The organism is Mesorhizobium sp. M0761 (assembly GCF_040320205.1).
GTDB lineage: Bacteria > Pseudomonadota > Alphaproteobacteria > Rhizobiales > Rhizobiaceae > Mesorhizobium.
The window spans coordinates 156,721-177,168 of sequence record NZ_JAMYPF010000003.1; the positions used below are offsets into that span (position 1 = coordinate 156,721).

Sequence of the window (20,448 nt, forward strand, 5' to 3'; positions counted from 1 at the left end):
ACATGGCGGAGTTGCGGGGAGGGCTCATCGGCTGCGGCTTCTTTGCCGTCAACCAGATGCATGCCTGGCGCGACATTGAAGGCGCCGCGATGGTCGCCATTTGCGACCGCGACCCGGAGCGGCTGCGCATCATCGGCGAGCAGTTCGGCATTGCGAAGCGCTACACCGACGCGGCAGAGATGTTGGCAAGCGAAAGCCTCGACTTCCTCGATATCGCCACCACCGCGCCCAGCCATCGCCCGCTGGTCGAGATGGCGGCGCTGCACCGTGTGCCGGTGATCTGTCAAAAGCCGTTCGCGCCGACGCTGGCCGACGCCAAGGCGATGGTGAGGGCCTGCGTGGAAGCCGGCGTACCGCTGATGGTGCATGAGAATTTTCGCTGGCAGTCGGCGATCCAGGCGGTGCGTGCCGTGCTCGACAGCGGCGAGATCGGCACGCCGTTCTTCGGGCGCATCTCCTTCCGCTCTGCCTATGACGTGTTTTCCGGCCAGCCCTATCTCGCCAAGGGAAAGCGCTTCATCATCGAGGACCTCGGTATCCACAGTCTCGACATCGCCCGTTTTCTACTGGGCGACGTGTCGACGATCACGACGCGAACCGCGCGCATCAACCCCGGCATCGCGGGCGAAGATGTCGCGACGATGCTGATGGACCACAAGAGCGGGGCGACGTCAGTGGTCGACTGTAGCTACGCGACGAAGCTCGCCACCGAACCGTTTCCCGAAACGCTGATCGAGATCGACGGCAGCGACGGCACGATCCGCTTGGCGCAGGGATATCGGCTCACCGTCACCGGCAAGAGCGGAACAGTGGTCAGCGATGTCTCGCCGCCGCTGCTGCCCTGGGCATCGCGACCCTGGCACAACATCCAGGAGAGCGTCGTCGCCATCCAGCAACACTGGGTCGACTGCCTGGCAGAGGGAACCGAGCCCGCGACCTCGGGCGCCGACAATCTCAAGACCTTCGCGCTGGTCGAGGCGGCCTATCTGGGCGCCGCGAGCCACGAACCTGTCCACCTGGATGCCTTGCTGACATGACAGCCGACGCCTTCCTCCTCTATGGCACGCATGCTGTCGAGGCGGAGCCCGTCAGGCTGAGTGCGGGCCTGCTCAGCACCGACTTTGTCAACGGCAATCTGCGCACCATCCGTTACGGCGGCATCGAAGTGCTGCGCGCCATCGCCTACATCGTGCGCGACCGCGACTGGGGCACTTACGAGCCTGAGCTGACCGACCTTGTCATCAAAGAGGGAGCCGACACTTTCTCGGTCAGCTACACGGCAAAGTGCACCGGGCCGGGCGATAGCCGGCTCGGCTTCCACGCCATGATCAAAGGCTCAGCCGACGGTCGTCTTGTCTTCGACGTAGCTGCTCTGCCCGAAAGCGATTTCGAGACCAATCGCTGCGGTTTTTGCGTCCTGCATCCGATCGCCGGCCTCGCCGGCAGCCCGGTCACGGTCGAGCATACCGACGGCAGCGTGGTGGCGACGAAACTGCCGCTGTTGATCGATCCCTGGCAGCCTTTCAGGGATTTGCGCGCGATCACCCATGAGGTCCGGCCGGGCATCACTGCCGAATGCCGGATGGAGGGCGACACTTTCGAGATGGAGGACCAGCGTAACTGGTCGGACGCGTCCTACAAGACCTATGTGCGGCCACTGGCGCTGCCTTGGCCCTATGTGCTGCCGGCCGGCCAAACTGTAAGCCAGACGGTCAGCCTGCGCATCACCGGCGAGGGGGGAATGCCGGCCGCAGCATCTGCCGCCGAACCGGTCAGCGTCGAACTCGGCGAGACCGGGCAGAGGCTGCCGGATCTCGGCGTGATCATCTACCCGGATGAGGTCGAAGCAGCGCTCGCAAATCTTTCGACATTGACCGAGCTCGGCCCGCAGCAACTTGTCTTCCACTACGATCCGACGCGCGGCCACGGTCTCGAAGCATTGCAGTCTTATGCAAGGCTCACCGCCGCCTATCCGGTGCAGACGACGCTGGAATGCGTCGTTGCCTGCGCGGGCGACCTCGATGCCGAGCTGTCAGGCGTTGCCGACATGGTGCATCAAGCCGGGTTGAAGCTTTCGGCCATTGCCGTCTCGCCTTCGGTTGACCGGCAGTCGACACCGCCGGGCAGTGCGTGGCCGGACTGTCCGCCGCTCGAAGACGTCTATGACGCGGCGCGGCGCGCCTTTCCCGATATCCGGCTTGGTGGCGGCATGTTCAGCTATTTCACCGAGCTCAACCGCAAGCGCGTGCCGGGGGGCCCGCTCGATTTCGTCACTCACTGCACGTGCCCGATCGTGCACGCCGCCGACGATCTCAGCGTCATGCAGTCGCTGGAGGCGCTGCCCTCCATAACCGCGTCGGCGCGGGCGATCTTTGGGGAAAAGCCTTACCGCATCGGTCCATCGACGATCGCCATGCGCCAGAACCCCTATGGCGGCGCGACCAAGGGCAATCCCGGGGGACAGCGCATCGCCATGGCCGATCGCGACCCTCGCCATGCCGGCCTGTTCGCAGCCGCATGGACGATCGGCTATGCCGCGCGTGTCGCGCCGGCCGGGCTGGAACTGCTCACGCTGTCCGGCTTCGCCGGGCCCTTCGGCGTGCTTGCAGCATCCGGCGAACCCGTCGCGGAAGGATCGCCTCGGCCGATCTTCGATGCCATCAAGGGGCTTTGCGAACTGGCCGGCCTTACGTATGTGGCGACGAAAACGAGCGACGAGACCAAGGTGCTGGCGCTGGCCGGCCGCTCCGCTTCGGGCAAGACCGTGGCGTGGCTGGCGAACCTGACGGCGGACGACGTGACGGTCGACATCTCAGCGTTTGGCCGAGGCCAACTGGTGATGACCCCTTACGCGATCACGCGGATCAGCTGAAATCAGTTGCCGGAGTTCATCACATAAAGCGCGCGCGAGCGCTCGAGGTGCTTGATCATCGCCTTCTCGGCGCCGTCGGCATCCTTCTTCTCAATGCGGCCGATGATCTCTTCATGCTCGGTCAGCGTGAACTGTTCCTTGCCGGTCCAGATCAGCATTTCGGTGTGATATTCCTTCAGCCAACCGAGCATCGCCTCGCTGACGGCGATATAGATCGGGTTGCCTGAAATGGCCGCGATCTGGGTGTGAAACTTCATGTCGGCTGAAATGAAAGCCTCGGAATCGCCGCGAAAGCCACGCTGTTCGGCAATTGTGGCCCGCAGCTGCTCAACGTCCTCGGCAGTGGCGTTTTCGGCGGCTTCCCTGACCATACCGCGCTCGAAGAAGATGCGCGCCGTTTTCAGGTGTTCCAACGTGTCCTTCGACGACGACAGGATGATCTTGGCTGCGCCATCGACCTGCTTGATGATCGACTTGGCGGTCAGCTGCAGCACCTTGGCGCGTTCCCCATGCGAGATCGCGACGAGGCCCATATTGCTCAGCGCCTGCATCGCCTCGCGGATCGCGGGACGGCCGACCTCGAAGCGCTCCATCAACTCGCGCTCCGACGGCATATCGTCGCCCGGCGTCAATTCTCCGCTGGTGATCAGGCGCTTCAGCCGCAAAAACACTTCGTCGGAAAGTTTGCGCCGGACGATCGGCTCCGAACGGTTCATCGTCGCGAATCACTCCCTTGACCTGTGTCTATCTAGCACTGCCACCGCGATTTTCGGAACGCCTGTCTGACCGCTCGACCGTACCCCGCCAGACAGGATATCACTTGCAAAGCTTATGTACTCATTATACCAGATTTCAACGATCAAGGAACTCTTTTCGAACCCCCTGCGGCCTCAGACACGAACCATGATCACGCTCACCTACCGCATCGAGACATCAGGCAGCATCGAGACGCTGGCAGCCAAGATCGCCAGCGACCAGTCGACTGGAACCTTCGTCGCGCTGCCCGGCGAGACCGAGGAACTGAAAGCCCGGGTGGCCGCGCGTGTCCTGGCCATTCGGCACCTGCCGGACGCACTTCGCCCCTCCATTCCCGAGGCCGGTAACGGGCCGTTCAAGCGCGCGGATGTCGACATCGCCTTTCCATTCGATGCCATCGGCCACGACCTGTCGGCTCTGATGACCATTGCCATCGGCGGCGCCTATTCGATCAAGGGCCTAACCGGCATTCGCGTTGTCGACATGAAGCTGCCGGAGCAATTCCGCGGCGCGCATCCAGGTCCGCAATTCGGCGTCGCCGGCAGCCGCAGGCTGACAGGTGTCACGGATCGGCCGATCATCGGCACCATCGTCAAGCCGGCGCTGGGGCTGCGGCCCCCCGAGACCGCCGCGATGGTGGGCGAGCTGATCGCCGCCGGTGTCGATTTCATCAAGGACGATGAGAAGCTGATGAGCCCAGCCTATTCGCCGCTGGCGGAGCGGGTAAAGGCAATCATGCCGCTGATCCTCGACCACGAGCAGAGGACCGGCAAGAAGGTGATGTATGCCTTCGGCATCTCGCATGCCGACCCGGACGAGATGATGCGCAATCACGATCTGGTGGCCAAGGCCGGCGGAAATTGCGCGGTGGTCAACATCAACTCCGTCGGTTTCGGTGGCCTGGCCTTCTTGAGAAAACGCTCCAGCCTGGTGCTGCATGCCCATCGCAACGGCTGGGACATTCTTACTCGCCATCCCGGCCTCGGCATGGACTTCAAGGTCTGGCAACAGTTCTGGCGGCTGCTCGGCGTCGACCAGTTCCAGATCAACGGCATCCAATCGAAATACTGGGAGCCGGACGCGTCTTTCGTCGAGTCCTTCAAGGCGGTGACGACGCCGATTTTTGCGCCTGAGGATTGCGCCTTGCCTGTGGCGGGCTCCGGCCAATGGGGCGGGCAAGCGCCCGAGACCTATGAACGGACCGGCCGCACGGTCGATCTGCTCTATCTGTGCGGCGGCGGCATCGTCAGCCATCCGGATGGACCGGGCGCCGGGGTGCGTGCCGTGCAGCAAGCCTGGCAGGCGGCGGTCGACGGCATTCCGCTGGCGAATTTCGCCTTGAGCCATCCGGAGCTGGCGCGGTCGATCGAAAAATTCGGCGACGGCAAAGCGGCCTGAAGCAATGCAAGACCTGCTTCTCAGCTATTATGGCGACGACCTCACCGGCTCGACCGACGTCATGGAAGCGCTCGAACTCGGCGGCGTGCCGACCGTGCTGTTCATGCGCCAGCCGGACGCGGCCATGCTTGCGCAGTTCGCACATTGCCGAGCCATTGGCCTGGCCGGCACCAGCCGCAGCGAAACCCCGCAATGGATGGACACGCATCTCACCGACGCTTTCGCCTGGCTGAAGGCGCTGAATGCCCAAATCTGCCACTACAAGGTCTGCTCGACCTTCGATTCCAGCCCGGCGATCGGCAGCATCGGCCGGGCGATCGAGATCGGCCGCTCGGTCTTCGCGCAGGACAGCGTGCCGCTGCTGGTCGGGGCGCCGCAGCTCAAGCGTTACACTGCCTTCGGCCATCTGTTCGCCGCCTATCGTGAAAAGTATTTCCGCATCGACCGCCATCCGGTAATGAGCCGCCACCCGACGACGCCGATGGATGAATCCGACCTGCTGATCCATCTGTCGCGGCAGACGGAGCTCACATCGGGGCTGGTCGATCTCGCGACGTTGCAGTCGGTGTCGCGCTCGGAAGCCTTCGATCGCTTGCTCGCCGAGGGCACCGACATCGTACTTGTAGATGTCGACAGCCGCGAGACGCAGGCGCTTGCCGGCAAGGAGATATGGCGCGTCCGTAAACCGGGCGGTTTGTTCGTCGTCGGTTCGTCCGGGATCGAATATGCGCTGCTGGCGGAATGGGCGTCGAATGGGACAGTCAGAGCTGAGCCAGGATTTTCGCCGCCAGGTGCCGCCGACCGGATCGCGGTCGTCTCGGGCAGTTGTTCGCCGACGACCGAACGACAGATCCGGCACGCTTTGACCGACGGCTTCGACGGCATCGAGGTTGATCCCGTCGAACTGGTCTCCGAAGTTTCCGGAGATGCGATTGCACGCGCGGCGGCAGCCGGTCGCGCCAGTCTGGAAGCCGGGCGCAGCGTCGTTCTCTACACGGCCCTTGGACCCACGGCCGACAGGGGGGGCGAAATCGACCGCGAGGAAGGCGCCCGCCACAAGCTTGGTCGCGGCCTCGGCGAACTGCTTCGCGCGCTGACCATCGAGCAGAAGTTGCAGCGCGTGGTCATCGCCGGCGGCGATACGTCGAGCCACGCGCTCGGCGAGATGGGTGTCGATGCGCTGACGGTGCGAATGCCGCTGCCGGCATCGCCGGGCTCGCCGCTTTGCGTAGCTCACTCGCGCGTCAAGGCGATCGATGGGCTGGAGGTTGCGCTCAAGGGCGGGCAGGTCGGAACCGACCGCTATTTCAGCGCCATCCGCGACGGCCTTAGCAGCTGACAACGCGTCGCCCCAGCACCGCGAGATCCATCCGTGCCTCCACTGGCGCCGAAGCCTTTTGTCGCGTATGTTGACGTTAAATTCACATAAAGATATGAGTTCTTTGTTGCGGCAAGGTGGTTTTGCCGTTTGTCCCCGTTGCTCAATCGGGGTTGTCGCCATGTGTTTCGCCCTTGCATCAGACTACAGGATCGCCCTGTAGCAATCGCCAATTGCTGAAGAGGCGGTGATCATGCCCAGCCTGCTCGGAATCGATAACGGCCTCACGGTCACCAAGGCGGTCATCTTCGATGCCGACGGCACGCAATTGTCAGTGGCGCGCCGCCGGGTGCCGCAATCGATGCCCCACGCGCGCTGGGTGGAGCGCGACATGTCAGGCCTGTGGCAAGCAACCGCCGACGCCATCAAGGAGGCGATCGCGCTCTCCGGCAGGCCGGCGGAAGACATCCAGGCGGTGGCGGCGACCGCGCATGGCGATGGTCTCTATCTGCTCGATCATGATCGTCAGCCTTTGGGACCAGGCATCCTGTCGCTCGACAGCCGCGCCGGCGACATTGTCGACAGGTGGTCCGCCGGTACCGTTTTCACCGATGCGCTGGCGACGACAGGCCAGACGCCGCATGTTTCGGCGCCGTCGGCGCTGCTGGCGTGGCTCAAGCAGAACGATCCTGATCGCTATGGCCGCATCGGCCATGTGCTGGCCTGCAAGGACTGGCTGCGCTTTTGCCTGACCGGCACGATCGGGACCGACCGCACGGAGGCCAGCACTTCATTCATGGATTTTCGCACGCAAGCCTATGCGCCTGAAGCGCTGCGCATCTTCGGGTTGGAGGATCTGTTCGACGCGCTGCCGCCGGTGGCGCATTCCGCTGACATCGCCGGTCAAGTCACCGCCGATGCCGCCGAAAGGACCGGCCTTCGCAAGGGAACACCGGTCGCCTGCGGCCTGCACGACGTGGCCGCCTCGGCGCTTGGCATGGGCGGCCATGAGGAGGGCGTGCTCGCCATCGTCGCCGGCACCTATTCCATCAACGAAGTCGTCTCTTCGCAACCGCGCGTCGACCGACGTTGGTTCTGCCGCAACGCCATCGATGCGGGCCGTTGGAACAACATGTCGATCTCGCCGGCCTCGACCGCGAACTACGACTGGTTTCTCGACACCTTCTGTCGCTTGGAGCAAGACAGGACGGATGGCGGCTCCCTCCACGAATTGCTGGCGGGAGAGATCGACGCGGCGTTGAAGAAGCCTTCGACCATCCTGTTTCATCCCTATCTGTTCGGCTCGCCCTATGGCGACATCGCCAGCGGCAGCTTTATCGGCCTGCATGGCTGGCACAATCGCGGCGACATGCTGAAGGCGGTTCTGGAAGGCATCGCCTTCAATCACCGCACCCATGTCGAGGCCTTGCGCGACGGCTTTGCGGTCAGCGAGATCCGCCTGACCGGTGGCGGCTCGCGTAATCCTGCCTTCGTGCAGATGTTTGCCGACGTGCTGAACGCCCCGGTCACCGTCACCTCGACGGATGAGACCGCGGCCTTCGGTGCCGCGCTTTGCGCGGGTGCCGCGGTCGGCTTGTTCAAGACGCCGCAAGAGGGGGCAAGGCAGGTTGGGATGACGGAGCGGACGTATCAACCGGTGCCCGCCTCCAGTGCTGTGTTCAATGAGCGGTTTTCGCTCTACTGCCGCATAGCCGAGCAGCTGAAGTCGCATTGGCCGGACATCGAAAGGCTGGCGCGGCCAAGGGGAGACGCATGATCAAGGCCGACGAACGACGCGAAGAGATCGCCGATTATGTGATCAAGCTGGGCCAGGTGCGCATCGACGATCTGGTCGAGCATTTCGGCGTATCGCGCATGACCATCCACCGGCACATCGACCGGCTGGCGCAGCAGGGCGTGCTGCGCAAGCTGCATGGTGCCGTGACGGTTCAGCCGTCCGGTCTCTATGAGAGCGCCTTCCGCTACCGGGTGACGGTCAACCGAGCCGAGAAGGATGCGCTGGCGCGGGCAGCACTGGATTATATCGAGGCCGGCCAGGTGGTGATGCTGGACGATTCATCGACGGCAAACGCGGTTGCGACGCTGCTGCTCGACGTCAAGCCGCTGACGGTTGTCACCAACAGCGTGTCGACGGCTGCGTTGCTGATCAATGTCGACGACCTCGACTTCATCTGTCTCGGCGGCCAGTATCACGGCACCTACAATGCCTATATCGGCATCGTCTGCGAGAACGCCGTGGCGCAATTGCGCGCCAATGTGCTGATCTGTTCGGCTTCGGCCGTCACCGGAACCACGGCTTTCATCCAGGATCCGAATGTCGTGCGGGTCAAGCAGGCGATGATGACCGCCTCCGTGAAGCGCATCCTTTTGGTCGACCACGCAAAATTCGACCGGATCGCGCTGCATGTCTTCGACGATTTGACCAGTTTCGACGCCGTGCTGGTGACCGAGGGCCTCGGCGATGCGCAGGCGCAGAGCCTCGAGCGGGCCGGCGTGAAACTGCGCATCGTCAAGACGAAAGCGCCATGAGCCGAACAGACGGAGCAGGGGCGGACAATCGCGCCGGACGTCTCGCAGCTATGGCTGCGACCGGCGAGGTCGACGTCGTCATTCTTGGCGCCGGCATCAACGGGGCAGGGTTGTTTCGCGATCTGTGCGCGCAAGGTGTCAACTGCCTGATCGTCGACAAGGCGGATTTCGGCTCGGGCACCAGTGCCGCGCCGTCGCGGCTCATCCACGGCGGCCTGAAATATCTCGAGACCGGCGAGTTCGGGCTGGTGGCGCAGTCGACGCTCGAACGCAATCTGCTTCTGCAAAACGCGCCGCACTATGTCAGCCCGCTGCCGACCGTCATCCCGATCTTCTCGTGGGGCAAGGGCATGCTGGCGGCGTTGCGAACGCTGTTCGGCTCGACCAGCGCGCCGCGCAGCCGCGGCGCCATACTGATCAAGATCGGGCTGATGATCTACGACTTCTATGGTTCGCGAAACCAGGTCATGCCGCGCCACCGCATGGTCGCGCGGCGGCAGGCGCTTGGCGAGATGCCGGCGCTCAATCCGGCGATCGTCGCCACCGGGACCTACTACGACGCCAAGATAAGTCACCCGGAAAGGCTGGTGCTGGAACTGATCCTCGACGGCTTGCAGGCTCACGCGGCGTCTGCCGGTGCCAACTACACGACACTGGCGGCTTCAGCCAATGGCGTGCTCACCTTCCAGCCGGAAAACGGCGCGGCCTTTTCGGTGCGGCCGAAGCTGGTGGTGAACGCCGGCGGTCCGTGGATCGACGACGTCAATGCGTTGCTTGGTGCTCCATCGAAGATGATCGGCGGCACCAAGGGCTCGCATATCCTGTTAAAGCATGACGAACTGGTCAAAAGCCTAAATGGGCGCATGCTCTATTTCGAGGCCGATGACGGCCGCATCTGCCTGGTCTACGACTATCTCGGCCTGGCGCTGGTCGGTTCGACCGACATCAAAGCCGACAATCCCGACGCGGTGCGCTGCGAACCCGAAGAAGTCGACTATCTGCTCGACAGCGTGGGAACGCTTTTGCCGGGCATGGCGTTCGAGCACGACCAGATCGTCTACGCCTATAGCGGCATCCGGCCGCTGCCGACGTCTGAAGCAGCGACGCCCGGACTGATCAGCCGCGATCATTCGGCGCCCGTTGCCGAGCCGGACGGCAACAGGCCCTTTGCAGTCATTTCGCTGGTCGGCGGCAAATGGACGACGTTCCGCGGCTTTGCCGAGGAAGTCACTGATACCGTACTCAAGCGCTTGCAGCGCAGCCGCAAGATGTCGACTCAGTCGATGCCGATCGGCGGTGGGCGGGATTTTCCGGCCAATGCCGCCGCGCGCGCGGACTGGCTGGCTGAGGCACAGCAGGCAACGGGCGCCGGGGAAGGGCGCCTTGATCAATTGCTGTCGCGCTACGGGACCAGAGCCGTTGAGATCGCCAGGCACGGGTCGGATGATGAGGGTTGCCTGCCGGACTCCGGCGGCTACGGCAAGGCGGAAATCGACTACATCGCGCGCAACGAGTTCGTCGAACATCTGGCCGATGTCGTCATGCGCCGCAGCACGTTGGCGATAGGCGGCTCGCTGACGAGCCGCGACCTGCAGGAGATTGCCGCGATCGCCGGGCGGGCGTTGGGGTGGAGCACCGAGCGCCTCACGCGGGAGGTCGAAGCCGCTGTTGTCGAGCTCGAGGGCAGGAACCTGATGCGGCTGGACTGATCGCTTGATCGCCGACGCCTAGCTTTTCCTGAGGCAATCCGATCGATTTGCCCTTGTTCCGCCGTGTGCATCAACCTTCCCATTTTGCACCCGGATTGGGATTTGCCGGCGCCTACGGGCTCATGCCGTCACTGGATCGGTAACACAAATTGACGTTAAGTTAACAGTACCGTATGGTCATATTATATGCTTACCTTCTAATAGGCTCGCGTTGGCTGCCGAACGTCGGCTGAGGCAACCCATCTGCGGAGGGATTGACAGCGGTGCAAAGGTATGAAAATTTTTGCACACAAAGATAATATTATCACCCTGGGGAGGGGATGGCTTGAATTCCGGCGGAAGCGCAAACCGCGACCATGAATCCAGCCTCGCCACGCGCGCGGCCTGGCTGCACTATGCCGGTGGTCTGACCCAGGCCCAGGTGGCCAAGCGGCTTGGCCTGACCAGCCTCAAGGCGCATAGGCTGATCACCAAGGCCAACCAGGAAGGTCTGGTCAGGGTCTTCATCGACGGCGACGTCGCCGAATGCGTCGACCTGGAACAGCGCCTGATCGCCGCCTATGGGCTCCACTATTGCGAGGTGGTTCCCGATCTCGATCAGGACGACCTGCCGCTGAAGGGGCTGGGCATTGCAGGCGCCCAGTTCCTGAAGCGCGAAATCGATCGCGGCGAAGACATGCTGATCGGCGTCGGCCATGGCCGCACGCTTGCCGCCAGCGTCGAATATCTGACGCGGGCAACTGCTGCTCACATCCGTTTCGTCTCGCTGCTTGGCGGCGTGACGCGCAAATTCGCCGCCAACCCGCACGACGTCATGCATCGCCTGGCAGAGCGGACAGGCGCGCAGGCCTTTGTCATGCCGGTGCCTTTTGTCGCCAATACCGCCGAGGACCGTGAAGTGCTGCTTGGCCAACGCGGCATCAGCGATGTGTTCGCTCTCGCCAGCCGGTCCGACCTGATGTTCGTCGGAATAGGCACGGCCGAGCGGGAGGCGTCGCTGGTCGCCACCGGCATGATCGAGCCTTCCGAAATCGATGAGGTCAAGCGGGACGGCGGCGTCGGTGAATTGCTGGCGCATTTCTTCGACGACAAGGGGCGTCCGGTCGAAACGGCCCTGTCGGAAAGAATACTGGCGCTTCCGCGCGATCAGTTGAAGGGCCGCAGGATCGTTGCCGTTGCCGGCGGCAAGGTGAAGGTGCGCGCCATCAAGGCAGTACTCGAAAGCCGTTATCTCAGCGGCCTGATCACCGACGAATGCACGGCCCGCGCCCTGGTCGAGCTCGACGATGCAGCCGGGGCCGCGAAGCGCCGCGTGAACGGAGGAACTTCGAATGCGTGACAACGGACAATCCGCACCGCTGGTGGTTGCATCATGAGCGCGAAGGCCACCGCCCGGCAAGCTTCGCCCGGCCTGCGCCGGGTGCTTGCCGGCGCCGCGGCTCTGGTTCTGCTCGGCGCCATGGCGCTCGACACCAAGGTGATCAAGATCGGCTCTGCCGGCGATGTTCGCAACGCCGTGTTTTCGGCAGCCGACTACGGCAAATCTGAATTCCCCAAGGTGCAAGCCGATGTCGAAGCGCGTGCCGCCGACGCCGCGACGGTGGCGACGGCGATCGCCAAGGACAGGGCGACGGCCGAAAAGGAATATGGCGTGCCGGCGGGTGTCGGACCGGTCATCTCGGTCAAGTTCACCGGCGTCGTCGGCGAGGGAAAATCGGGCATCTACAAGGTCGCCGTCGACGGTTTGCCCGACACTTTGACGGTCCGCGTGCAGACTGGGCCGGCGATCAACGGAACCGAGCTTCGCGACGCCACCGGCAAGATCACCTTTGGTCAGTTCACCAACCAGATCGAGTATCAGGACGCCGGCTCGGCGCTGAACAACGAGATGAAGAAGGAGGTGCTGGCGAAAGTCGATACCAGTGCCTTGAGCGGCAAGACAATAGCGGTGGTCGGCGTCTTCAAGCTGGTCAATCCGAAGAGCTGGCTGGTCACACCGGTGAGGCTGGACGTCAAATGACAATGGCTGCCGGCACAGAACCCGCGACTGGCGATGCCGTGCTTTCGGCGCGCAATGTCGTCATGTCGTATGGCGGCGTCCACGCGCTCAAGGGCGTCAACTTCGACATCCATCGCGGCAAGGTCACCACCCTGTTCGGAGAGAATGGCGCCGGCAAATCGACGCTGATGAAGATCCTGTCCGGCGTGGTGACGCCGACATCCGGCGACATCGTGCTCGACGGCAATCTCGTCAGCTTTGCCTCGTCTTCGGACGCGCGCGATCGCGGCATTTCGATCATCCACCAGGAGCTCAGCCTGGCGCCGAATCTGAGCGTTCGCGACAACATCTTCATGGGCCGCGAACTGCGCACCAGAACCGGCCTCGACTTCGCCGAGGAGGCGCGCCAGGCGCGGGCGCTGATGGCCGACCTCGAAGAGGACATTGATCCGATGACCCTGGTCGAGGACCTGCGCCTGGGGCAGCAGCAGATCGTCGAGATCGCACGCGCGCTGTCAGTCGATTCCCGCATCCTGATCATGGACGAGCCGACCTCCGCGCTGAGCGCCACGGAGGTCGAAGTGCTGTTCAAGGTGATCCGCGATCTGACCAGCCGCGGCGTCTCCATCGTCTACATCTCGCATCACCTCGAAGAGGCGCTGCAGATCACCGACTACGCCGTCGTGCTGCGTGACGGGGCGATCACGGCGACGGCCGAGGCCAAGGACATCGACCTCGAATGGATCGTCCGCAACATGGTGGGCGAGAATTTCGATCTCGGCTCGCCGCCGACCGGCCACGAGTTCGGCGCGGTGGCGCTGTCGATCGAGGATGTCAGCGTCACCGACGCTTCGGGTTCAGGCTACGTCGTCGATCATCTGTCGCTGGATGTCAAAGCGGGCGAGATCGTCTGCATCTATGGGCTGATGGGCGCGGGCCGCACGGAATTGCTGGAGGCCGTCGCCGGCCGTGTGCCCATGGCGGGCGGGCGGGCGCTGCTGGAGGGTGAGGACGTTTCGGGGCTGACCATTGCCCAGCGCATCGCCCGAGGTCTGGTTCTGGTCCCCGAGGATCGCCAGCGCGATGGCCTGGTTCAGACCATGACCGTCGGCCGCAATCTGTCGCTTGCCAGTATCGAGGCATTCGCCAAGGGGCTCTTCCTCTCCCGGCCGAGGGAGCGCGCACTGATCGACAATTCGATCCGCAAGGTGACCATCAAGACCGCGGGCGGCAATGCCATGATCGGATCGCTGTCGGGCGGCAACCAGCAGAAGGTCGTCATCGGCAAGATGCTGACGACAGATCCCAAGGTCATCCTTCTCGACGAGCCGAGCCGCGGCATCGATGTCGGCGCCAAGGCCGAAGTCTTTCGCTTGCTCAGCGAGCGCGCCGCGCAAGGCCTGGCGGTCGTCTTCTCGACCTCGGAGGTCAATGAGTGCCTCAGCATCGCCCACCGCATCGTCGTGATGCGGCGCGGCAAGATTTCAGCCGAATTCGGCGCCAACGCCACCAAAGAGCAGATCATGGCCGCCTCCGGCGAAGCCGTGGTCGCCTGACCATAGAATTTCGGAGCCCCGACCCATGAGCGATGTCAGCCAGGCCAGCAAACAGTCCAGCCCCAATGCGGGCGGCGAGGGCTTCGACGTGGCCAAGCTGCTGCTCGAAGGCCGGGCCTTCTTTGCCCTGATCGTCATCATCGTCGTCTTCTCGATCCTGTCGCCCTACTACCTTTCGGTGGCGAATTTCCTGACCATGGCCTCGCATGTCGCCATCTTCGGGATTCTCGCCGTCGGCATGCTGCTCGTCATCCTCAATGGCGGCATCGATCTGTCGGTGGGGTCGACGCTCGGGCTTGCCGGCGTCGTCGCTGGGTTTCTGATGCAGGGCGTGACGCTGACCTGGCTGGGCGTCGTTCTCTACCCGCCGGTCTGGGTGGTCGCGGTGCTGGCCTGCATGCTGGGTGCGGCCGTCGGGCTTATCAACGGCGTGCTGATCGCGCGGTTCAAGGTTCCGGCCTTCGTCGCCACGCTCGGCGTCATGTACATGGCGCGCGGCCTGGCGCTGCTGATGACCAGCGGCCTGACCTACAACAATCTCGGCGGCAAGCCGGAGTTGGGCAACACCGGTTTCGACGCGCTCGGCTTTAACCGTCTGTTCGGCGTGCCGACCGGCGTGGTGGTGCTGGCGGTCATCGCGCTGATCGGCAGCATCGTCCTGAACCGCACCGCGTTCGGGCGCTGGCTCTACGCCTCGGGCGGCAATGAGCGCGCCGCCGAACTGTCCGGCGTTCCGGTCAAGACCGTGCAGATTTCGGTCTATGTGCTTTCAGGCATCTGTGCCGCCATTGCCGGCCTGATCCTGTCCTCGCAGTTGACCTCGGCCGGGCCGACCGCGGGCACCACCTACGAATTGACGGCCATCGCCGCCGTCGTTATCGGCGGCGCCGCACTGACTGGCGGCCGCGGCAATATTCGTGGCACTCTGCTCGGGGCCTTCGTCATCGGCTTCCTGTCCGACGGTCTGGTGATCATCGGCATCTCATCCTACTGGCAGACAGTGTTCACCGGCGCCGTCATCGTGCTCGCCGTGCTCCTCAATGCCGTTCAGTATCGCCGCCGTAGCAAGCTTCCAGCTTCGCCGGGCGGCCAACCGACTTCTCAGAAACGGGGGAAGGCCGAACCGGCCAATCCTGCCCAAGGGAAGACTGCCAGCTGACTGGCAGCAAGACCGCGTAAAATCATTGGAGGAATGTACATGAAAATCGTGCTTAGAAGTTTGCTTGCCGCCGCGATGGTGGTCGGGTTTAGCGCAGCCGCATCGGCCGCAGGCCTGATCTCGATCATCGTCAACGATCCGGCCAACCCCTACTGGCTGACCGAAGGCAACGTCGCCAAGGCCGAAGCCGAAAAGCTTGGCTATACAGCCAACGTCGCCGCCCACAAGGGCGACACCAATACCGAAAGCAATCTGATCGACACCGCCATCACCAACAAGTCGGTGGCGATCATCCTTGACCCGGCCAATGCCGATGGTTCGGTCGGCGCGGTGAAGAAGGCGATTGCCGCCAACATCCCGGTTTTCCTCGTCAATGCCGAGATCAACCAGGAAGGTCTTGCCAAGGGACAGCTCGTCTCCAACAACGCCCAGGGTGCGGCTCTCGGTGCCCAGCAGTGGGTGCAGGCGGTCGGTGAAAAGGGCAAGTATGTCGAACTGCTCGGCGCCCCGTCGGACAACAACGCGGCCACGCGCTCGAACGGCTACGCGACCGTGCTGAGCCAGTATCCGGATCTCGAAAAGGCCGCTTCGCAGGTCGCCAACTGGGATCGTACCCAGGGACACGACAAGATGCAGAGCATGCTGCAAGCCAATCCCGACATCATCGCCGTGATTAGCGGCAACGATGAAATGGCGCTTGGCGCGGTTGCGGCGCTGAAGGAAGCTGGCAAGCTCGCCGGCATCAAGGTCGGCGGCTTTGACGGTTCCCCGGATGCGGTTGCGGCCATCAAGTCCGGCGAACTGCAGTACACCGTGCTTCAGCCGGTGGCCATCTTCTCGGCCAAGGCCGTGCAGCAGGCCGACTCGTTCATCAAGACGGGCGCTACCGGCGCCACCAGCGAGAAGCAGCTGTTCGATTGCCTGCTCATCACCAAGGACAATGTGGACAAGTACACCGCACCCTTCGTGCTGTCGGAGTAAAACCTGCTCAGGGGGTGTCCTTCGCGGACACTCCCTGGCTCTTCCATGGGTTCGAGACAACAAAGACTGCTCCTTGTGAATTGCCTTCATAAACATCCGGAACTTGCGGCATGAAAGACCTGCTGATCGGGATCGACGCGGGAACGTCCGTGATCAAATCGGTCGCTTTCGATCTGTCGGGGCGGCAGCTTGCAATGGCGTCGGTGACCAACAGCTTCGTCACACTGGAAGGCGGCGGAGCCGAACAGGACCTCGGTCAAACCTGGCGCGACATGGTGCTGACCGTTGTCGAGCTGACGACGAAAGTTCCCGACCTCGCGCGGCGAACCGCGGCCGTCGCGATCACCGGGCAGGGCGACGGTACCTGGCTGATCGATGGCGACGGCATGCCGGTCGGGCGCGCCTGGCTCTGGCTCGATGCGCGCGCCGGACATCTGGTGGACGAGATGCGCGGCGATCCCCGGGATCGCACACGGTTCGAGATCACCGGCACCGGGCTCAACGCCTGCCAGCAGGGGTCTCAGCTCAGCTGGCTGAAGAAAAACAACCCGGAAATCCTGGAGCGCGCCGCCACTGCCTTTCACTGCAAGGATTGGCTCTATTTCAAGATGACCGGCGAGCGCGCCACCGATCCTTCGGAGGGAACATTCACCTTCGGCGATTTCCGCGCGCGCAGCTATTCCGACGAGGTGCTCGACATTCTGGGTCTGACGTCGCACCGCCGCCTGCTGCCCCCCATGCTCGAAGGCACGACCGACCATCATCCGCTTTCTGCGTCGGCAGCAAACGAGACCGGCCTGCTTGAGGGCACGCCGGTGGTACTGGGCTACGTCGACATGGTCAGCACCGCGCTCGGCGCCGGCCTCTATGATCCAAGCGGCAATGTCGGCTGCACGGTCATCGGATCGACCGGCATCCACACACGCTTGGCGCGCACTGCCGACGACGTCGTCCTCAACGACGATGCGTCAGGCTACACGATCGCCATGCCGGTTCCCGGCGCCTATGCGCAACTGCAATCCAATATGGCGGCGACGCTCAACATCGACTGGCTGCTTGGCCTGGCGCGCGACGTGCTGACCGCCAGCGGCGCAAAACCTTCGCGCGACGAGCTGCTGAAAGCGCTCGATGTCTGGGTCGAAGGATCGGAGCCGGGATCGCTGGTCTATCAGCCCTATATCTCGCTCGCCGGCGAACGCGGACCGTTTGTCGATCCAGACGCACGTGCAGGCTTTATCGGCCTCTCGGTCAAGCACGGTTTTGGCGATCTGGCTCGCGCGGTTCTTGAGGGATTGGCCTTCGCGGCCCGCGATTGCTACCAGGCAATGGGCAGTATGCCCGGCGAAATCCGCCTGTCGGGTGGCGCCGCCCGCAGTTCGTCGCTGCGCCGCATCATCGCCGCGGCGGCCCGCGCGCAAGTCAGGACCAGCAGCCGCCAGGAGGCCGGCGCCGCGGGTGCGGCGATGATGGCCGCGGTCGGGCTCGGCGTCTATCGCTCGATGGATGATTGCTGCGCCGAATGGGTGACACCGCTTCTGGGCGAATGCGATGCCTATGACGAGGCGCTTTCCCAAACCTACGATGCGCTGTTTCCATCCTTCGTCGCGGCGCGCCATGCGCTGCGGCCGGTATGGAAGGGCATGGCGCACCGCAGAGGAGCAAAGCCTTGAGTGATACGTCGGATATTGTCGATCTCTTCGTCATCGGCGGCGGCGTCAACGGCGCCGGCATCGCGCGCGATGCGGCCGGTCGCGGGCTGTCGGTTATCCTGTGCGAGAAGGACGATCTGGCGCAAGGCACCAGTTCGCGTTCCGGCAAGCTAGTGCATGGCGGCCTGCGCTACCTCGAATATTACGAGTTCCGGTTGGTGCGCGAAGCGCTGATCGAACGCGAGGTGCTGCTGGAGGCGGCGCCGCACATCATCTGGCCAATGCGCTTCGTGCTGCCGCACAGCCCCGAGGACCGGCCGGCATGGCTGGTGCGGCTCGGGCTGTTTCTCTACGACCATCTTGGCGGCCGCAGGCGGTTGCCGGGAACGAGGACACTGAATTTGAGAACAGCGCCGGAAGGGGCGCCGATCAAGGACGAATTCAAGCGCGGCTTCGAATATTCGGACTGCTGGGTCGATGATGCACGGCTGGTGTTGCTCAACGCGCTGGATGCCAAACAGCGCGGCGCAAAGGTGTTCACCCGCACCGCCTGTATTGCTGCCAGGCGTGAAGGCGGCCTGTGGTCGATCGACATGCAGGACGGCCGCACCGGTGCTGTGACGAGGGTCCGCGCACGCGGGCTGGTCAACGCGGCCGGGCCGTGGGTGAATGACATCGTCAGCCGCGTGGCCGGGCAGAATTCCGCCCGCAACGTTCGCCTGGTGAAAGGCAGCCATATCGTCGTGCCGAAATTCTGGGATGGACGGCAAGCCTATCTGATCCAGAACAATGACAAGCGGGTGATCTTCGTCAACCCGTATGAGAACGATCTGGCGCTGATCGGCACCACCGACATTCCCTACGAGGGACGGCCCGAGGAAGTAGCCGCCGAGGCCAGCGAGATCGATTATCTGATCAAGGTGGTCAACCGCTACTTCAAGCGCCAACTCACCGCGCAGGACGTGGTCTACAGTTTCTCGGGCGTGCGGCCGCTCTATGACGACAATGCCGACAACCCGAGCGCGGTGACGCGCGACTACATCTTCGAACTCGACGCCCCGAACGGTGGCGCGCCGCTGCTTTCTGTGTTCGGCGGCAAGATCACCACCTTCCGCAAACTGTCCGAACATGCGCTGGAAAAGATCCAGCCCTTCTTTCCGACCATGAAGAAGGCCTGGACGGCCAAAATTCCCCTGCCGGGAGGCGACCTGCCCAACGCGGATTTCGAGCAGTTCCTGGGCGATCTGCATGCCGAGTTCTCGTGGCTTAGCCCGTCGCTGGTGAAGCACTATGCTCGAAGCTACGGCACGCGCACGCGCGCTCTGCTGAAAGGGGTAAAAGGCGAAGCCGATCTCGGCCGGCGTTTCGGCCCGGATTTCTATGAGCGGGAAGTTGTCTTCCTGTTCGAGACCGAATGGGCGATGACCGCCGCCGACGTTCTCGAACGCCGGACCAAACACGGGCTGCATATCAATGCGGCCGAGCGGAAGACATTCGAAGACTGGTGCACAAAGACCATGGCGGCGGTGAACTGATGGCCTTCACGCTTTCGCTGAACACCAACCCGCTGGTCAATCGCTTCGCCGATCCCGACGATCTGATCGACGCCATTGCCTATGGCATCGGCATCCGCGACGTGCAGCTGACGCATGAATTCGTCAATCCGGGTTGGCCGGCGGCAACGATCGTCAAGTTCGTTCGCCTGTTCAACAGCGCGCTGGCGCGGACTGGCGTGCGGATCACCTCCGGCATGACCGGTCCCTATGGCCGGCTCAACCATTTCGGCCATCCGGACGCGGATGTGCGCCGCTATTATGTCGACTGGTTCAAGACCTTTGCCGACATTTCCGCCGAGCTTGGCGCGTCGGGCATGGGCACGCAGTTCGCCATATTCACCTACAAGGATTTTGACGATCCGCAGCGGCGCGCGGCGCTTCTCGACATCGCGCTCGAATGCTGGCGCGAAGTGGCCGAGCACGCCAAGGCGGCGGGCCTGACCTATTTGTTCTGGGAACCGATGTCGGTGGGGCGGGAGTTCGGCCACACGATCGAAAGCTGCGTCGAATTGCAGGGCGCCATCGATACGGCCAAGCTGCCGATCCCGATGCAGATGATGGTCGACATCGACCATGGCGACGTGACCTCGCCCAATCCTGACGACACCGATCCCTATGCCTGGGCGAAAGCGTTCCCGTTGCGATCGCCGATCATCCACATCAAGCAGTCGTCGATGAACAAGGGCGGGCACTGGCCGTTCACGGCCGCATACAACAAGGATGGCCGCATCATCCCGCAGAAGCTGCTCGATGCAGTGCGGGCGGGTGGCGGAACCGACAATGAGATTTGCCTCGAACTTTCCTTCCGGGAGAGGGAGCCGGTCGATCATCAGGTTATTGCAATGATCCGCGAGTCGGTGGATTTCTGGGCGCCTTACATCGACAGCGGCCGCGAAAGTCTCACGCCTCGCGCTTGAGGGAAAGCGTCGGCCCGAAGGCCGGCGC

16 protein-coding genes are annotated in these 20,448 nt (G+C 63.5%); 15 read left to right on the forward strand and 1 reads right to left on the reverse strand.

The window, feature by feature from the left end; translation table 11 throughout:
- The first annotated feature begins 2 nt into the window (after positions 1-2).
- Positions 3-1,037 (forward strand): Gfo/Idh/MocA family protein, encoded by a 1,035-nt coding sequence (locus tag NKI32_RS06050; protein ID WP_353002249.1) that lies wholly within the window; start codon positions 3-5, stop codon positions 1,035-1,037.
- Entirely contained in the window at positions 1,034-2,872 is a 1,839-nt protein-coding gene (gene apnL, locus NKI32_RS06055) for a D-apionate lactonase (RefSeq protein ID WP_353002251.1), read from the forward strand. Before NKI32_RS06050 ends, apnL begins: the two co-directional genes overlap by 4 nt.
- Before the next feature lie 2 nt (positions 2,873-2,874).
- Here apnL and NKI32_RS06060 read toward each other — a convergent pair whose 3' ends face one another.
- Entirely contained in the window at positions 2,875-3,588 is a 714-nt protein-coding gene (locus NKI32_RS06060; RefSeq protein ID WP_023672607.1) for a transcriptional regulator NanR, read from the reverse strand.
- 166 nt (positions 3,589-3,754) lie between these two features.
- Between NKI32_RS06060 and oiaX the strand changes: the two genes are divergently transcribed.
- From oiaX to NKI32_RS06125, 13 genes are all read left to right on the forward strand, one after another.
- Complete coding sequence (gene oiaX, locus NKI32_RS06065) at positions 3,755-5,026, forward strand: 3-oxo-isoapionate-4-phosphate decarboxylase OiaX (protein WP_502897920.1); 1,272 nt, start codon at positions 3,755-3,757, stop codon at positions 5,024-5,026.
- 4 nt (positions 5,027-5,030) lie between these two features.
- A complete protein-coding gene (locus NKI32_RS06070; RefSeq protein ID WP_353002255.1) occupies positions 5,031-6,365 on the forward strand; it encodes a four-carbon acid sugar kinase family protein in 1,335 nt (444 codons plus the stop codon).
- 232 nt (positions 6,366-6,597) lie between these two features.
- Positions 6,598-8,121, forward strand: coding sequence for an FGGY-family carbohydrate kinase (locus tag NKI32_RS06075; protein ID WP_352769427.1), 1,524 nt, complete (start codon positions 6,598-6,600; stop codon positions 8,119-8,121).
- On the forward strand, positions 8,118-8,894 hold the full coding sequence (locus NKI32_RS06080) for a DeoR/GlpR family DNA-binding transcription regulator (protein ID WP_352769424.1): 777 nt from the start codon (positions 8,118-8,120) through the stop codon (positions 8,892-8,894). The genes NKI32_RS06075 and NKI32_RS06080 overlap by 4 nt, the downstream gene beginning before the upstream one ends.
- 50 nt (positions 8,895-8,944) lie before the next feature.
- Entirely contained in the window at positions 8,945-10,603 is a 1,659-nt protein-coding gene (locus NKI32_RS06085) for a glycerol-3-phosphate dehydrogenase/oxidase (protein ID WP_352769454.1), read from the forward strand.
- 325 nt (positions 10,604-10,928) lie between these two features.
- Positions 10,929-11,942 carry a sugar-binding transcriptional regulator gene (locus tag NKI32_RS06090; RefSeq protein WP_352769421.1) on the forward strand — a complete coding sequence of 338 codons (1,014 nt, stop codon included), beginning with the start codon at positions 10,929-10,931 and terminating at the stop codon, positions 11,940-11,942.
- A 33-nt stretch (positions 11,943-11,975) separates the two neighbouring features.
- On the forward strand, positions 11,976-12,623 hold the full coding sequence (locus NKI32_RS06095; RefSeq protein ID WP_502895748.1) for a DUF2291 family protein: 648 nt from the start codon (positions 11,976-11,978) through the stop codon (positions 12,621-12,623).
- Positions 12,620-14,158, forward strand: a complete 1,539-nt coding sequence (locus tag NKI32_RS06100) for a sugar ABC transporter ATP-binding protein (protein ID WP_352769418.1) — start codon at positions 12,620-12,622, stop codon at positions 14,156-14,158. The genes NKI32_RS06095 and NKI32_RS06100 overlap by 4 nt, the downstream gene beginning before the upstream one ends.
- Before the next feature lie 25 nt (positions 14,159-14,183).
- Positions 14,184-15,317 carry an ABC transporter permease gene (locus tag NKI32_RS06105; RefSeq protein WP_352511733.1) on the forward strand — a complete coding sequence of 378 codons (1,134 nt, stop codon included), beginning with the start codon at positions 14,184-14,186 and terminating at the stop codon, positions 15,315-15,317.
- 39 nt (positions 15,318-15,356) lie between these two features.
- Positions 15,357-16,298, forward strand: a complete 942-nt coding sequence (locus NKI32_RS06110; RefSeq protein WP_081726801.1) for a D-ribose ABC transporter substrate-binding protein — start codon at positions 15,357-15,359, stop codon at positions 16,296-16,298.
- Between the two features lie 110 nt (positions 16,299-16,408).
- On the forward strand, positions 16,409-17,968 hold the full coding sequence (locus NKI32_RS06115; protein ID WP_353002258.1) for an FGGY-family carbohydrate kinase: 1,560 nt from the start codon (positions 16,409-16,411) through the stop codon (positions 17,966-17,968).
- Positions 17,929-19,482, forward strand: a complete 1,554-nt coding sequence (locus NKI32_RS06120; RefSeq protein WP_502897912.1) for a glycerol-3-phosphate dehydrogenase — start codon at positions 17,929-17,931, stop codon at positions 19,480-19,482. Before NKI32_RS06115 ends, NKI32_RS06120 begins: the two co-directional genes overlap by 40 nt.
- Positions 19,482-20,420, forward strand: a complete 939-nt coding sequence (locus NKI32_RS06125; RefSeq protein WP_023744770.1) for a sugar phosphate isomerase/epimerase family protein — start codon at positions 19,482-19,484, stop codon at positions 20,418-20,420. Before NKI32_RS06120 ends, NKI32_RS06125 begins: the two co-directional genes overlap by 1 nt.
- Positions 20,421-20,448: the final 28 nt, after the last annotated feature.